Origin of the sequence: Geobacter sp. (assembly GCF_027327745.1) — a bacterium.
Lineage (GTDB): Bacteria > Desulfobacterota > Desulfuromonadia > Geobacterales > Geobacteraceae > Geobacter.
The window spans coordinates 1-13,872 of record NZ_DAHVYG010000057.1 but is presented as its reverse complement, the minus strand read 5'-3'; the positions used below and the strand labels follow the sequence as shown (position 1 = coordinate 13,872).

General features: G+C 69.8%; 12 protein-coding genes. 1 reads left to right on the top strand and 11 read right to left on the bottom strand.

Annotation, left to right across the window (positions count from 1 at the left end; genetic code table 11):
* Positions 1 to 97: 97 nt before the first annotated feature.
* The 9 genes from M6689_RS10845 to M6689_RS10805 form a co-directional block, all read right to left on the bottom strand.
* Positions 98 to 766 (bottom strand): DUF4150 domain-containing protein, encoded by a 669-nt coding sequence (locus M6689_RS10845; RefSeq protein WP_298271422.1) that lies wholly within the window; start codon positions 764 to 766, stop codon positions 98 to 100.
* Positions 766 to 1,962: a 3-oxoacyl-ACP synthase gene (locus M6689_RS10840; RefSeq protein ID WP_298271419.1), complete on the bottom strand. Its 1,197-nt coding sequence runs from the start codon at positions 1,960 to 1,962 to the stop codon at positions 766 to 768. The genes M6689_RS10845 and M6689_RS10840 overlap by 1 nt, the downstream gene beginning before the upstream one ends.
* 6 nt (positions 1,963 to 1,968) lie before the next feature.
* Complete coding sequence (gene tssA, locus M6689_RS10835) at positions 1,969 to 4,350, bottom strand: type VI secretion system protein TssA (RefSeq protein ID WP_298271416.1); 2,382 nt, start codon at positions 4,348 to 4,350, stop codon at positions 1,969 to 1,971.
* Positions 4,351 to 4,479: 129 nt separating this feature from the next.
* Positions 4,480 to 7,941 carry a type VI secretion protein IcmF/TssM N-terminal domain-containing protein gene (locus M6689_RS10830; protein ID WP_298271415.1) on the bottom strand — a complete coding sequence of 1,154 codons (3,462 nt, stop codon included), beginning with the start codon at positions 7,939 to 7,941 and terminating at the stop codon, positions 4,480 to 4,482.
* Between the two features lies 1 nt (position 7,942).
* Positions 7,943 to 8,623: a type IVB secretion system protein IcmH/DotU gene (icmH, locus tag M6689_RS10825; protein WP_298271412.1), complete on the bottom strand. Its 681-nt coding sequence runs from the start codon at positions 8,621 to 8,623 to the stop codon at positions 7,943 to 7,945.
* A 353-nt stretch (positions 8,624 to 8,976) separates the two neighbouring features.
* Entirely contained in the window at positions 8,977 to 9,219 is a 243-nt protein-coding gene (locus M6689_RS10820; RefSeq protein WP_298271409.1) for a hypothetical protein, read from the bottom strand.
* A gap of 78 nt (positions 9,220 to 9,297) precedes the next feature.
* Positions 9,298 to 10,317, bottom strand: coding sequence for a low-specificity L-threonine aldolase (gene ltaE / locus M6689_RS10815; protein WP_298271406.1), 1,020 nt, complete (start codon positions 10,315 to 10,317; stop codon positions 9,298 to 9,300).
* Positions 10,318 to 10,332: 15 nt separating this feature from the next.
* Positions 10,333 to 10,821, bottom strand: a complete 489-nt coding sequence (gene msrA, locus M6689_RS10810; RefSeq protein WP_298271404.1) for a peptide-methionine (S)-S-oxide reductase MsrA — start codon at positions 10,819 to 10,821, stop codon at positions 10,333 to 10,335.
* A gap of 50 nt (positions 10,822 to 10,871) precedes the next feature.
* Positions 10,872 to 11,501, bottom strand: coding sequence for a CoA pyrophosphatase (locus M6689_RS10805; protein ID WP_298271402.1), 630 nt, complete (start codon positions 11,499 to 11,501; stop codon positions 10,872 to 10,874).
* A gap of 115 nt (positions 11,502 to 11,616) precedes the next feature.
* Between M6689_RS10805 and M6689_RS10800 the strand changes: the two genes are divergently transcribed.
* The gene (locus tag M6689_RS10800) at positions 11,617 to 12,543 is read left to right on the top strand and encodes a PLP-dependent cysteine synthase family protein (RefSeq protein WP_298271400.1); all 927 of its coding nucleotides are present in this window, start codon (positions 11,617 to 11,619) and stop codon (positions 12,541 to 12,543) included.
* 79 nt (positions 12,544 to 12,622) lie between these two features.
* Here M6689_RS10800 and M6689_RS10795 read toward each other — a convergent pair whose 3' ends face one another.
* Positions 12,623 to 13,414: an alpha/beta fold hydrolase gene (locus M6689_RS10795; RefSeq protein WP_298271398.1), complete on the bottom strand. Its 792-nt coding sequence runs from the start codon at positions 13,412 to 13,414 to the stop codon at positions 12,623 to 12,625.
* 37 nt (positions 13,415 to 13,451) lie between these two features.
* A partial coding sequence (locus M6689_RS10790) for a YqaA family protein (RefSeq protein WP_298271395.1) occupies positions 13,452 to 13,872 on the bottom strand: 421 nt, incomplete at its 5' end.

Below are 13,872 nucleotides of genomic sequence, written 5' to 3'. Positions count from 1 at the left end.
TTTTTCTGCGTTCCCTCGCTGCTCGTGCAGGCAAGGAGGGTGAGGAGCGGCGTGATGAGCAGAAAGAGGGCCGCCCGGCGCAGGGTGGTGGATATGGTCATGTGGTGGTCTCCTCGTGGGGTAGTTTCTTCCGTCCGCGCTCGAAGTCGGCGAACTTCAGGTCGTAAGCCCCCGGCGTGTTGGCAAGGTGGACGTCGTCACAGTAGCCGTCGGGGTCGTCCCCCGGATCGGTCGTTCCCTCCATGCCGTGCCGGGCGGTGAAGGGGGGAAATTCGACCCTGCCGCTCTTGAGGTCCGGATGCCTGAAGGAGAAGGTGAACGGTATCCGGTACCCCTGGTGATCGGTGGTCGCCACGGCGAGATTCTCCTGCATCAGCGGCGCCGGCGGGGTGTTCCCCGTGCCGGAGAGGTTGCTGACCATGGGGTCGAGACGGCGGCAGACCGGGCGCCCCTCGAAGAAGACGTTGTTCGAGAAGTTGACGAATTTTGCCTTGCCGCCGGTGACCCCGGAGGCGACCCCGCCGAGGGAGCCGGGCTCATCCCCGCTGCTCCGGCTGAAGACGGAGTCCTTCAGCATGACCGGGTGGCCGTCCACGGCGACGCTGTTGCTGCCGTTGGCCACGTCGACCGAGCGGGCGACGTTGGTGTAGGGAATCGGCACCACGGCGTTTCCCACCGGCGTCTTGCAGACGTCGGTCGTAGCGACTACGCCGCCGCTCTCCTTGTGGACCACAGTCTGGCCGTTGACGACAAGCGTTGCTCCCATCAGGTTCTTCCCCTGTCGTTCGTATTTTTCCGCTGCTCCCGGCGCCACCGGTTGAGGGCGTGGCGATCGGTGAAGTCCCCCTGGTCGAGGCAGAGCACCCGCGTCTCTCCCCCGTCATCGGAGGAATAGAGGGCGACCTGCTGCCCGTGGGCCTTGTGCTTGGCGAGGGCGGCGACGGCGACGACGGCCTGCACCGCGCCGAGGGCCGTGCCGCATTCGCCGACGGCGAAGGCGGGAAGCCACAGCTGTCGCTCCCGGTCCGAGGGGCCGAAAACGCGTCCTTCGGTCAAGGCCCATTCCAGCGCCAGTTGCCGTTCGCCGTTCAGGTCGGCGACGACCAGCCCGATTTCTCCGCCGGGGTCGGGAAGCCCTTCGAAGGCCTTGTAAAGCGCTGCGGTGAGCCCCCGTGCCTGCGAGGGGCGACCCCCGGCGCGGGGGGAGGGATCAACGCCCAGGCCCCAGGATGAGACGAACGCGTAGACCGGGGCGCCCCGCTTTCGGGCCGACTCCTCCCTCTCCAGGAGAACGGCACCGGCCGCCTCGCCGGGGATGATCCCCTCGGGGTTTGGCCCACTCAGAAGCCTGCCGGCCGCCAGGAGTCCTTCCAGCACCGGCAGGAAGCAGAGGGAGTCGACGGCGGCGACGAGCGCCCGCTGGCATCTCCCCTCTCCGAGGGCCTCTGCCGCCCGGGCTACGCGGTCGAGAAAGAGGCAGCGTCCGGAGCCCGTTTCCCCGATAACCGGTAAATACTCTACGAGGGAGAGGAGGGGTAGAATATCCTCCGGGCAGGGGATTGCCCCGACCTCTCCCGTGGGGATTCCGTTGATGATCCATGCCCGTGGCGCGTCGCTGGTGGAGGGTGAAAGGCCGGCCACGGCTTCCCGGAGCGCCGGCGCCAGGAGCGCCATGCTCCGCTCGCTCCCGGAGAGGCCGAACCTCACGGCGCCCCCCGAGACCCGGCTGACCGTGGCACCCCGCAGGTCGGTGCCGTCGGGGGCGTCGGCCACCAGCACCGTCTCGTGCCAGGCGAAGCGGCTGCGGTTGCGGATCACGGCCGAAACGGAACGCCAGGGCGTAAAGCCCATGGGGGTCACAAGGCCAAAGCCGGTTACGGCGACCCGCTCGCCGGTTCTGGATTTTTCGGTCGCGGCCCTGCGGAGTTCCTCGCCGGAAGCCGATTCGCGGTTCAGTTCCATCGGTACCTACCCCTTCGCCAGCCGCACCATCTCCGCCGGGTCGAGGCGGGCGATGCGGTGGAGCGTCTCGGCGGCCTTCTCCTTGAAGTGCGGCTCGGTCTGGGCATCGAAGCCGAGCCAGGCGAGCTTCAGCCCCTGGAGGGCCAGGAGCGGGTCGTACTCTTCGAGCCCGAAGGTCCCGATGTCGGCGATCACCTGCTCCAGGTGCGGCAGAGCCAGCCTGGTCCGGTTGGCGTTCACCAGGAGCTCGGCGAGGGCGAGGCGCCAGAGGAGCTTCTCCTGGCGGGAGGAGCCGGTGCCGATCCGCTTCTGAAGGCGCTCCACCGCATCGATCAGTTTCCCGCCGCGGACGAGGGTCTGGGCCTCGTCCATCTCCCGGCCGATTTCCTCCGCGCTGGAGGGCGTTTCGCCGCTCTCAGCCCCGCTTCGGCCGGCGGCAGAGTCGCGGCCGGCAAGCCCCGCCAGCCACTGGCGAGTCGCCGGGTCGGCAAAGGGGGTGCCGTCGGCGAAGGCGAGTTCTGGGAGGCCGGGGAGCCGCTGGAGCAGGGCGACGGTTTCTTGGCAGACCGTCTCCCGGGCCGGGGCGAAGCGGTCGCCGAGACGGGCGAGGGCTTCGGCCGAGAGCCGGTTCAGGTCGAGCCAGAAGATGAACTGGGGGAGCCTCCCTTCGGCCGCCTTGAGTAACGCCTCGCCGTCGCCGTGGCTGGAGAGTTCCTGAAGGAAGGTCAGTACCGGCCGTTCGGGCGCCGGGATGCGGGTGCGGCCGTTGGCGGCCGGCGGCAGGTTGGTCACCGGTCCCCACGCCGCGAGGCGGGAAAGCCGGTAGGGGAGCGGACTGGCCGGGTCCTGCTGCAGGAGCGCTCCGGCCGCCTCCCCCACCTGGCGCAGCCCCGCCTCCAGGGCCTGGGCGGGAGAACCGGGAGGAAGCGTCTCGCGGGGAGCCTCCGGCGACGGGATGGCGCTCCGGGAGGGAGGGACGAACAGCCCGTGCTCCGGCGCTTCAGCACGGGGAGCCGGTGCTGCGGGGGGCTCGGGAGCTGCCTCCGGTGGGGCCTCCGGCGCCGCGGCGGCCACCAGCTCCCGCAGGGGGGCGAGGGAGGGGGCGCCCTCCAGGTGCTCGCCGAGGAAGCGGTCGATGGCCGAGAGGTCTTCCCTGACGATGGTGTGCTGCTCCGGCGGGAGGGTGAACTCCCCCGGCTGCCTCAGGGCCACGTCGGTCCGCTCCCGCCACCACTCCACACTCCGCTGCCGTCCCCGCATCCGGGTCGGGAAGAGGTCGCTCCAGAAGCGCTCCAGGAGGTCGCGCCAGACCCGCAGTCCCAGGGCAAGGCCGTCCCCTTTTCGGGTCTGGACGAGCCCCACCGCCAGGTAGCTTGCCACCAGGAGATCCTTGGAGCGGGTGGCGAGGATGTCGGCGGCAAGGCGCACCACCTTCTCCCAGTCGATGGTCCCGGCGACGGCCGGGGAGGTCAGTTTGTCCACCTCCGCCTGGAGGGTGTCGAAGAGGGGGTCGTAGCGGACGTCCTGCCCGACCGGCTGGTCGGGGCGGATCGGCTCTTTCCCCAGGGTTGCGATATCCATGGCGTACTCCGTTCCGATGCTGTTCTTCCACCCCCCCGCCTCCGAGGCCGACCAGAGGTGGAGGAAGTCCCCCGGCGCCAGGGCCCGCCGGTAGGCGGCGAGAAACGAGCGTTCCAGGGTCCCCCCCATGAAGAGGGCGTTGGGGACCCCTTTGGCGGCGGTGTGCGCCAGGAGGTGCCAGAGGCTCACGAGGATGATCTTGTCGTTCACCGGCCCCCGGTCGAGGGAGACGTGGAGTTCCCCCTTGCCGCCGTGGGCCGCGGCGAGCCGCTCCAGCTCCGACAGGTCGAGGAAGGAGGCGTAGGGGTCCAGGGGGGAACCGAGGCGGTTGAGCCCCCGGCGCCGCGTCGCGAGCTCCTCCCAGGAGGCCGTTGGGGGGCGCAGGGTTTGCAGCCCCGCTTCCAGTTTCTTCAGGTCGTCGAAGGTGTTGGTTGCCAGGTATTCGATCTGGCACCACGTTTTCTCGCAGGCGAAGGGGAGAAGGTCCCACCGCTCCTCCCACCCTTCCAGGGGGCCGCTCCCCATGACGAGGAGGGGATAGGGGCGCCCCATGCTGTCGCTGGAGACCCGCACCACCCCGAGCACCAGCGATTCCCTTCCGAACCCCCGGGCCCAGAAGCGCCAGGAGCAGAACGGCGCCGCCCCGTCGTCCCGGCCAGTGAGGAGCCGGTAGCCGCTTTCCACCCACCTGGTCAGCCCCTCCACGAAGGGGGAGCCCTCGCCGAGGCGGAAGTAGTCCGCCGCCGCCGGGTGCTTGCCGAAGGCGGACCAGCGCCAGGTGTTTCCTGATTCAGTGGTTCCGAGCATATGAACGTCCCTGTCCAGTTAGTAAAGTCCCCCTTTCGCAAAGGGGGATTGAGGGGGATTTGCCGATTCCTGCCTGTTAAATCCCCCCTGCCCCCCTTTACGAAAGGGGGGTGACGACTGCAAGGTTTATCACCATCCCCGCGCGATCTGCCGCGGTGCCGTGGCTCCGGCCATGGCGCTCCCCTGCCTGACCACCTGGCCGCTCCCGATGAACTGATAGTTGACCCTGATGGCGGTGATCCCCATCCGTGCCAGGGCGTCCTTCTCGCCGGGGAACTCCCTGGCCGGGAAGGTGCGGGAGCCGCCGGCGAACTCCTTCAGGAAGTCGGGGAACGCCTGGGGGCCGGCGTAGCGTTTGGTGAGGACCAGCTCCCCCGCCTCGATCTGGAAGATCACGTCGCCGCAGGTGTCGGGTGACCAGTAGAAGGTCTTTCCCACGGGGAAGTTGTGGTTCACCAGGGTCTGGGTCTGGCCGGCGCACTGGAGCTCCAGCCTTGTCCCGTGGGGCCTGATCCGGGCCTCGGCGTTGGCGTCGGTGGGGAGCCCCCTGATCGCCACGGTGTAGTTGGGCTGGCGCCCGGCGGCGCCGGCCTGGACCTGGGCACCCCTGGTCAGGAAGGAGAAGAGGGAACCCTCCAGGGGAAGCGATCCGCCGAGGGCCTGCCGGGGGGCGTACCCCGCGGCGGTCCCCCGGACGAAGGGGGCGGCGGGGCCCTTGATGAAGCGCCAGGCGAGGCCGTCGGGTCCTAAGAGGAGCGGTCCGGCCTGCTGGGGGGACATGCCGAGGGTGGCGGCCAGGACCTGTTCCTCCCAGAGGGTCTGGAGCTGGCATGCCGACTCGCGGCGGATGTAGGTCCAGAGGTAGTCGAGGGGGCCGGTGACGAGCCGCCACAGGGCCTCGTCGTTGCCGCTTCCCGACACCTCGCTCTTCAGGCGCGCGGCGGCGTTCCAGCCGGCGTAGAAGGGGCTCTTGCCGGTGGCCGGATCGTCGCCGAAGGTCTGGGTGGCGAGCTGGAACGCCTGTTGGCGCGAGGAGGCGGCCGGGGCGATGGCGGCCAGGGCCGCCCGGTACTCCTGCCATGCCCGGCTGGCGGCCAGCGGGGGTTCGATGTTCTTGGCGATGGCCTCAGCGCCTAGCTTCTGTCCCAGGGTCCCGATGAGACGCTTGCCGCTGTCGGCGGCCCTGGTGACGGCGCCTGGGGCCGCGCCGCCGGCCCGGGCCACCTGGAGGGCGTAGAGCTGAGCCACGAAGGGGGGGACACCCTCTCTGCCGATCATGGGGCCCAGTTCCTGGGCCATCCGGTTCAGAAACGCAAGGTACGGCCCCTGGTCGGTGGCCATCCGCGCCGCCGCCTGCTGCCATTCACGGGGACCCCGGAGCCGTTCGACGCCGCGGGGGAACGCCGCAGCGAACCCCTGCCACGCTTCCAGGCAGGTATCGCGGTGCCAGGCGGCGAGGCCCTGTTTCCGGGCGCCGAGGAGGTTCGGGTCTCCCATGGCCGCCTCCAGCTCCCGCACGAGGCCGTCGAGCTGCTCTTTCCCCTTGCGGGTGAAGGAGGGGGGGACGCTCCGTTCGCCGGGGACCGGCACGCTTCCCCCCCAGAACTCCGCCAGCGTTACGGCGGGGAGCCCGGCGTGCCGGTCGACCCACGGGGCGAGCCAGGCGAGGCTCTCCCCCTTGAGGGGAATCAGCTGCCGGAGCCACCCCTGGAGCTGGGCCGTCTCCTTCGCCAGATCGGGGGAGTCGGCCCGCCAGGCGAGGTAGTGGAGGTAGAGGGTGCCGAAGCGCTTGCGGGCGTCGAGCCCCGACTGGGTCTCGGCGGCCAGGAACGAGACCGATGCCGCCGGGGGCATGGCCCGCAGCTCGGCAAGGGGTTTGCCGTCCATGCTCGCCTTCAGGACGTTGACCCGCCGGGCGAGGTGGATGGCGTACTGGGCGTAGAGCTCGTCCGGGGTGGCGGGGGAGAGAGAGGCGATCCCGGCGGCGAGCTGCCGGTCGTAGGGGGCGAGGAAGCCGTCGCGGAACTGGCGGCAGAACTTCGCCTTCAGTGCCTGCTCCACCTGCACGCTCTCGGTGAGGCCGAAGCGGGGGATCCACCAGGCGCGGTTGCGTTCCTCCACCCGGAGAATCCCCTGACGGAAGGCATCGAGAACCAGAAGGTCGTTCACCGGGTCGCCGGAGAGACGCGGGGTCCGTTCGAACTGGTGGGCCACCTCGCGGATGGTCGTCATGTTCTTCACGAAGGAGAAGGAGAGGAGGCCGCAGAGCGCCACGCCGAAGAGGAGCCACGAGACGAGCCCCAGGTTGCCGGTGACCGCGCGCCACTGGAGCGCCCGTCGGGTGGGGAAGAGGAGCCGTCGGTCCGCCGGCAGGACCCGGGCGAAGAAGTCGTGGAGGAAGAGGCCGCGGCTGGTGCCGGGGAGGGGGGTCCGCTCCGCTACCGGGGCGATGGTCTCGCCGAAGCGGGAAAGCGGGGTCCCCTCCTGGCGGCCGCTGGCGAAGTAGAGCCCCCGCAGGATCGGGGTCTCCTGGTAGGGGTTCTCGCGGAACGCCCCCTCCATGAAGGCGGCAAGTCCTTCCCCCAGGACGGCGAACTCCTCGGGGAAGAGGGCGAGGGCGGGGCCGGCCTCCCGGGCACCGGGCTGATGGAGGAGCTGGAGCCGCAGGCTTCTGAGCCGCTCGGTCACCCCCTCCAGCGCCCGGGCGGAGAACGACGCCACGTCGGTGGAGAGCTCGCGGTTGATCATCCCCATGGGCTGGCGCAGCGACGCTTCGGGGAGGAGGGAGGCGAAGCGGTCGATCCCCTCGATCAGGTCGCATTTGGTGACCAGCACGTAGATCGGGACCCGCACCCCGAGGGCCCGCATCAGCTCGTCCACCCGGCGGCGCATGGTCCGCCCCTCTTCGGCGAGGGCCTCCCGGCCGCCCGTGAGCAGCCGGTCGGCCGCCACCGTGAGGATCAGGCCGTTCAGCGGCTCCCGGCGCCGGTACTTGACCAGGAGCGACAGGAGCTTCTGCCACTCGTCCCGGTCCTTCTCGCCGTCGATGGGGACGGAGTACCGGCCGGCGGTGTCGAGGACGATCGCCTCCTCGAAGAACCACCAGTCGCAGTTGCGGGTGCCGGAGAGCCCCGACTCGCGGTTTGCGTCGGCGAAGGGGGAGGCGAGGCGGGCGCTGTTCAGGGAGGTGGTTTTTCCCGAGCCGCTCTCGCCGATGACCAGATACCACGGCAGGACGTAGAGGGGGTTTCCCTGCCGTTTGAGGTGGGACCCCTTCAGGGTGGCGATTCCCTCCTTCCACCGCTCCTGGAGCTGGGCGAGGTGCGCCCGCTCCCGGCCGGACATGGCCCGCAGGATGCTTTTGTCCTGCTCGATCACCTCCTGGACGAAGTTCTGCTCCCGGCGCCGGAGCATGAGGGCCTGCAGGAGGGCGATGCCGGCGGCGGCGCCGGCCAGCAGGAGCAGGAGGCAGAGGGCGACCCACCAGGGCCAGTCGAGGGCGAGGACGACCCCGAACACGACGAGGCCGACGAGGAGCACCGCGCCGGCAATGAGAATCCACTTCAGCGATTTCAGGGCAAGCTCTTTCATCTCAGTACGGCACCGTCCTTATGAAATTTTCACCCACGCCCGAGAGCGTGAAGCGGTAGACCAGGAAGAGGATGGCGAAGAGGAGCGCCGGGGCCGCCAGGCAGGCGGCGGCCAGGGGGGAGAAGCGCGCCGGGCGTCGGGGGTGGGCCGCGGGCGGGGCTTCCGCCGGCCAGGCATCGGGAAAGAGTTCGGTCCGCTCCAGGGAGGGGAGCCCGACGGAGCTCCCGACGAGGAGCTTCAGCTGAGCGGTCCTGATTTGCTCCAGCTGGTACTCGTCCCCCGGCTTGCAGTACCTGCCGGTGAATCCCAGCGCCAGGCAGAGGTAGTAGACTTCCCGCACCTCACGCTGGTGCAAGCCGAGCCCTTCGAGCCTGCGGAAGAACTCCTCCCCCCCCTCCGTGGTGTCGTGGTGGACCCGCTGGAGCTGTTCCCGCAGCCAGTGCTCCTTCTCGCTCCAGGGGGACGAAAGGACCGCTTCGTCGATCCAGGCGCAGACGGCGAACCGGGCCAGCTCGAACTCTTCCCGCGGGATGCTCCCCCGGAGGGCGTTGGACTCGGCGGCGGCGAGAAGCAGGTCGATCTCCCGGCGGATGTCGCCGTAGGCGGGGTGGCGGACGGCGGCGGTCCGGAGAAAGTGGCCAACGTAGGCCACAAGCTCGGTGAAACAGTCGGTCAGGTGCATGTTTCCTCCCGTGAAGGGGCAAGCGTTATGGGGCCGGCAACCGCAGGCATGCAAGGCTTCCGGACCTTGGGGACGGAGCATCGCCTGCCGGGGGGCGCCGGGTTTCACGTCATTGTGTGTGGTGATTGGTGCAGGATTGCTTGAATGAGGATTCCGGAGAGGAATCTACGTGGGCCGTCTCCCGGGCGGGGGACAGAATAACGGGCGCCTCCTGCGTTACGTGCGGCGCAAGAGTAAAGGGATAGCCATTAAAAGTCAATAATAAAACGCAATGTTAATTCAGAAATGCTAAGACGGTTTTCGATCGCTCGGGAGGGACCGGGTGGTGGCGGCCGACAGCTGCCGCCGCTTCTTCAGGGAACTCCGGGGCTCGCCGGCGGCGGGGGCTCCGGCGAGGCAGGGGGGAGAGCGTCGGCCGGTGCCGGCGTTTCGCCCTCCTTCGGCTCTTCGGCGGGCTTCAGGTACTTCTCGTCCAGGGCCTTGAAGGCCTTCTTGACCTCCTTCTCGGGGAAATAGACATTGACGGTGATGAAGGCGCAGGAGGCGAGAAATAGTGCCGCTCCCGCCGCCAGCCACCGAAGTGCCGATGCTCTCATGGTAACCTCTCTCCTCCTTCGCCCCGATTGCGGGGCGCAAACCCTGTCACGGGGGAATTTCAACGGGGATGCCCCGGATCAGGCGCGGGCGAAGAATTCCCGGAAGGCGGCCACCGTCCGTTCGATGTCGGCGGCGGTCACGTCCAGATGGGTGACGAGGCGGATGCTCTCCCTCCCGGCGACGAGAATCCCCCGCTCCCGGAGGAACGGGACGAGGCGGCCGGCCACCTCGGGCGCCAGGGAGACGAAGACCATGTTGGTCTGGACCTCCGCCGGGTCGAGGGGGATCCCCGGAATCGAGGCAAGCCCATCCGCCAGGAGACGGGCGTGTGCGTGATCCTCGACAAGGCGCGCCACGTGGGAGGTGAGGGCGACGATCCCTGCGGCGGCGAGGACCCCCGCCTGGCGCATCCCGCCGCCCAGGACCTTGCGCCAGCGCCGGGCGGCTGTAATCATGTCTCGGCTCCCGCAGAGAAGGGATCCCACCGGCGCGCCGAGCCCCTTGGAGAGGCAGACGGAGACCGTGTCGAAGTGCCGTGAGATCTCCCGGACCTCCACCCCGAGCTTCACGGCGGCGTTGAAGATCCGGGCGCCGTCCAGGTGAAGGGCGAGGCCCCGTTCCCGGGCAAGCGCGGAGGCGCGAACGAGGTAGTCGGGGGGGAGGACCTTGCCGGCGGTGGTGTTCTCCAGACAGAGGAGGCGGGTGCGGGCGAAATGGGGATCGGCGGGCTTGATGGCCCGGGCGACCTTCGCCAGGTCGAGGGTGCCGTCGGGCTCCAAGTCGAGGGGCTGGGGCTGGATGCCGCCCAGGACCGCCGCCCCGCCCCCCTCGAAGCGGTAGCAGTGGGCCGTCTGGCCGGCGATGTATTCGTCCCCCCGGCCGCAGTGGGAGAGGAGCGCCAGGAGGTTCGTCTGGGTGCCGCTGGCGGCGAAGAGGGCCGCCTCGGTGCCGAGCGTCTCCGCCCCCATCGCCTCCAGGCGGTTGACGGTGGGGTCCTCGCCGTAGACGTCGTCCCCCACGGGGGCCGCGGCCATGGCGGCCCGCATGGCGGGGGTCGGTCTCGTGACGGTGTCGCTGCGCAGGTCGACGGTCTTCATCGAAATCGGCTCTCCTTACCAGTGGCAGCTCCCGCCGCCGCGCTTTTCGAGGTACTGCTGGTGGTACTCCTCGGCCTGCCAGAAGGTGGCGGCCGCGGTGATCTCGGTGACGATGGGGCGGCTGTGGCGCCCCGACTGCTGCTCCCGCTCCCGGGACGCTGTGGCGGCCAGTTCCTGCCCGGCCGTGTGGCAGAAGATCGCCGAGCGGTAGTTGGTGCCGACGTCGGGCCCCTGCCGGTTCAGCTGGGTCGGGTCGTGGCACTCCCAGAAGAGCCGCAGGAGCCCGTCATAGGAGACCCGGTCCGGGTCGAAGGTCACCTCCACCGCCTCGGCATGGCCGGTGGTCCCGGAGCAGACCTCCTCGTAGGTCGGGTGCTCCTTCCACCCTCCCGTGTATCCCACCCGGGTCGAGACGACCCCCTTCACCCGGCGAAACGCCGCCTCCACCCCCCAGAAGCACCCCGCTGCAAAGGTCGCCTTCTCAAGCCGTTGCGTGTCGTTCATGACGCGTCCCTCCCGTCTCGAATAAACCATAGCCCCTCGGATGCCGAAGGTCAAGGTGACCCGCCGGCTTTGCGACGGCCAGGCGCCGCGTCCGCCACCATCTCCAGTAACTGCATCACGAGGCGGTAGGTGATTCCCCAGAGGACCGGCTTGTCCGCCACGGGAAGGCGGATGGCCGGGCGAACGAGGCTCTCCTCCCCGAAGCGGACCGTGGCGCTGGCGTGGCGTCGCCGGTCCGCGAGGACGGCGAGGGGGACCCAGAAGGCGTCCCGCACCTCGGCCCCCGGCCGCAGGGGAGGGGGGGCGTCGATGCCGTAGACGAAGCAGGAGACGAGGACCGGGAGGTGGGCGCCGACGATGTCGGAGAGGCGGCCGAGGAAGCGGGCTCCGGCAAGGTCGAGGCCGAGCTCTTCCCGTGTCTCCCGCTCGGCCGCGGCCCGGGGGGTGGCGTCGGCCGGCTCCACCTTCCCCCCGGGGAACCCGAGGTCCCCCGACCAGGGGTCGCCGTCATGGGAGGCCCGCTCGATGAAAAGGACCGAGGCCCCTCCCCGGCCGGGGGCCAGCACCAGTGCCACCGCGGCGCGGGTGCGCCCCTCTCCCGCCAGGAGCTCCGGCTCCCGTGCCGCCAGGCGCCCGGCCACCTCCTCCCACCATCCGCTTCGCTGCCGTGCCGGTTTCATCACTCCACCCTACCGCAGATCGGCGCGGGGGGCAACCCCGGTGGGGTTGGAAGGTTGTAATTTCTTCCCTTCTTCGGGTATCATGAGGTCGATTTAACTGCTGGAAGGAGCGGCCATGACCCATCCCCCCTTTTCCCTCGCCCGCAGCATCGGCGCCACCCCCCTGGTGGAGCTGCGCCATCTCAACCCCAACCCCCGGGTCCGGATCCTCGCCAAGCTGGAGGGGAACAACGTCGGCGGCTCGGTGAAGGACCGCCCCGCCCTCTACATGCTCACCAAGGCGGAGGAAGGGGGGGAGCTGGTTCCGGAAAAGACGATCCTGGAGCCGACCTCGGGGAATACCGGGATCGCCCTCGCCATGCTCGGCACCGCCCGGGGATACCGGGTGAAGCTCGTGATGCCGGCCTGCGTCAGCCTGGAGCGGCGGGCGGTCCTGGAGGCCTACGGCGCCGAGCTGGTCCTCTCCCCGGCGGAGGAGGCGACTGACGGAGCGATCCGCCTCGCCCACCGCATCCTTCAGGAGGAGCCCGAGCGCTACTACATGCCGAACCAGTACGCCAACCCCCACAACCCCCTGGCCCACTACGAGACCACCGCCCCCGAGATCGACCGCGATACCGGCGGGACCATCGACTTCTTCGTGGCCGGCATGGGGACCGGCGGCACCCTCATGGGGGTGAGCCGCTACTTCCGGGAGCAGAAGCCGGGGGTGGGGATCGTCGGGGTGGAGCCGCGCCTCGGCCACCGGGTCCAGGGGCTAAAGAACATGCAGGAGGCGATCGTCCCCGCCATCTACGACCCCGCCGCCCTGGACCTCAAGCTGACGGTGCAGGACGAGCCGGCCTTCGAGACCGCCCGGGAGCTTGCGGGACGCGAGGGGCTCTTTGTGGGGATGTCGAGCGGGGCGGCGGTGGCCGGCGCCCTCCAGGTGGCGAAGGGGGCCCCGGCCGGGAGCACCATCGTGGTCCTCCTCCCCGACCGGGGGGATCGCTACCTCAGCACCTCCCTCTTCCGCTCCGTCTGCGGCAAGTGCCCGCCGTGACGGAAGGTGCAACCTGTCCGGACCCACGCAAAAAGCCCGCGCAAGCGGGCTTTTGTTTTTGGGGAAGTGTCTCGGAGGGTCAGAGGCTTTGCAGGAATTCCCGGAGGCAGTCGTTGAACGCCCCCGGGTGCTCCAGGTTCGCCAGGTGCCCCGCCTCGGGGACGATGCAGAGCCGGCATCCCGGGACGGCGGCGGCGATGGTCCTGGCGGTCTCCGGCGGCGCGGCCCGGTCTTCCGCGGCGCCGATGGCCAGCGCCGGAATGGCGAAGCCGCCGAGAAGCGGGGTGTAGTCCTTCCGCTCCCGCATGGCGAGAAGCCCGCCGGCGAGCCCCCGGGAGTCGGTCGCCGCCATCCAGCGGGAGACCTCCGCCACGAGCTTCGGCCGCTCCGTAAGGGAGGCCTCGGCGAAGAGGAGGGGGCGGAAGGCGTCCGCCACCACCTGGGGCCCGAGCCGTAGCACCTCCTGGGCGAGCTGGAGCCGCCGCGCCCGTCCCGCCTCGTCGTCGGCGGTGGCGCGGGTGGTGATGAAGACCGCGCCCCGAAGCCTTTGCCGGTGGCGCTCCAGGAGGTTCAGCAGGACGTATCCCCCCATCGACATCCCCCCCACCACCGCCTCGTCGATGCCGAGATGGTCGAGGAGTTCCACGATGTCGTCGGCGAAGAGCTCCATGGAGTAGGGGCCATCGGGGGCGTCGCTCTCGCCGAAACCCCGCAGATCCGGTGCGATCACCCGGAAACCGGCGTTGGTTAAGGCCTGGATCTGGGGATGCCACATCCGGCGGCAAAGCGGGAAGCCGTGGATCAGGACCACCGCCGGTCCGCTGCCGTGGTCGTCGTATGCCATGGTGATGCCGTTGATGACTGTGCGCATGTTCGTCCTCCGTTATAGTTGCTGGTCGATCAGACGTTCAGTGTCTGGCGACCTGCAGGGTGAGCCACGCCACGAGCGCGTAGCGGGCGAGCTTTCCCGCCGCCACCAGGAACGCGAAGCGGCCAAAGCCGACCCCCAGGACCCCGCCCACGAGGCACAAGGGGTCGCCGACCACCGGGAGCCACGAGAAGAGAAGCGACCAGGAGCCGAAGCGGTCGTAGCGAAGCCGCGCCTTCCGCTCGGTCTCCTCGTCGATCCGGAGCACCCGCCGGACGAGGAACGGCCCGCCGAAGAGCCCGATGGCGTAGGTGCTGCATGCCCCGAGCGTATTCCCCGCCGTGGCGACTGCCACGGTGAGGAGCGGATCGTGCCGGGCCGCGAGCATCGCCACCAGGAGCCATTCGGAGCCCAGCGGCACCAGGGTCGAGGCGAGAAAGCTCAGGGCGAAGAGGGCCGGC

Bases quoted from the DNA above. Each gene is read 5' to 3' on its own strand.
- M6689_RS10845 (WP_298271422.1), bottom strand. From the start codon at position 766: ATGGGAGCAACGCTTGTCGTCAACGGCCAGACTGTGGTCCACAAGGAG.
- M6689_RS10840 (WP_298271419.1), bottom strand. From the start codon at position 1,962: ATGGAACTGAACCGCGAATCGGCTTCCGGCGAGGAACTCCGCAGGGCC.
- tssA (WP_298271416.1), bottom strand. From the start codon at position 4,350: ATGCTCGGAACCACTGAATCAGGAAACACCTGGCGCTGGTCCGCCTTC.
- M6689_RS10830 (WP_298271415.1), bottom strand. From the start codon at position 7,941: ATGAAAGAGCTTGCCCTGAAATCGCTGAAGTGGATTCTCATTGCCGGC.
- icmH (WP_298271412.1), bottom strand. From the start codon at position 8,623: ATGCACCTGACCGACTGTTTCACCGAGCTTGTGGCCTACGTTGGCCAC.
- M6689_RS10820 (WP_298271409.1), bottom strand. From the start codon at position 9,219: ATGAGAGCATCGGCACTTCGGTGGCTGGCGGCGGGAGCGGCACTATTT.
- ltaE (WP_298271406.1), bottom strand. From the start codon at position 10,317: ATGAAGACCGTCGACCTGCGCAGCGACACCGTCACGAGACCGACCCCC.
- msrA (WP_298271404.1), bottom strand. From the start codon at position 10,821: ATGAACGACACGCAACGGCTTGAGAAGGCGACCTTTGCAGCGGGGTGC.
- M6689_RS10805 (WP_298271402.1), bottom strand. From the start codon at position 11,501: ATGAAACCGGCACGGCAGCGAAGCGGATGGTGGGAGGAGGTGGCCGGG.
- M6689_RS10800 (WP_298271400.1), top strand. From the start codon at position 11,617: ATGACCCATCCCCCCTTTTCCCTCGCCCGCAGCATCGGCGCCACCCCC.
- M6689_RS10795 (WP_298271398.1), bottom strand. From the start codon at position 13,414: ATGCGCACAGTCATCAACGGCATCACCATGGCATACGACGACCACGGC.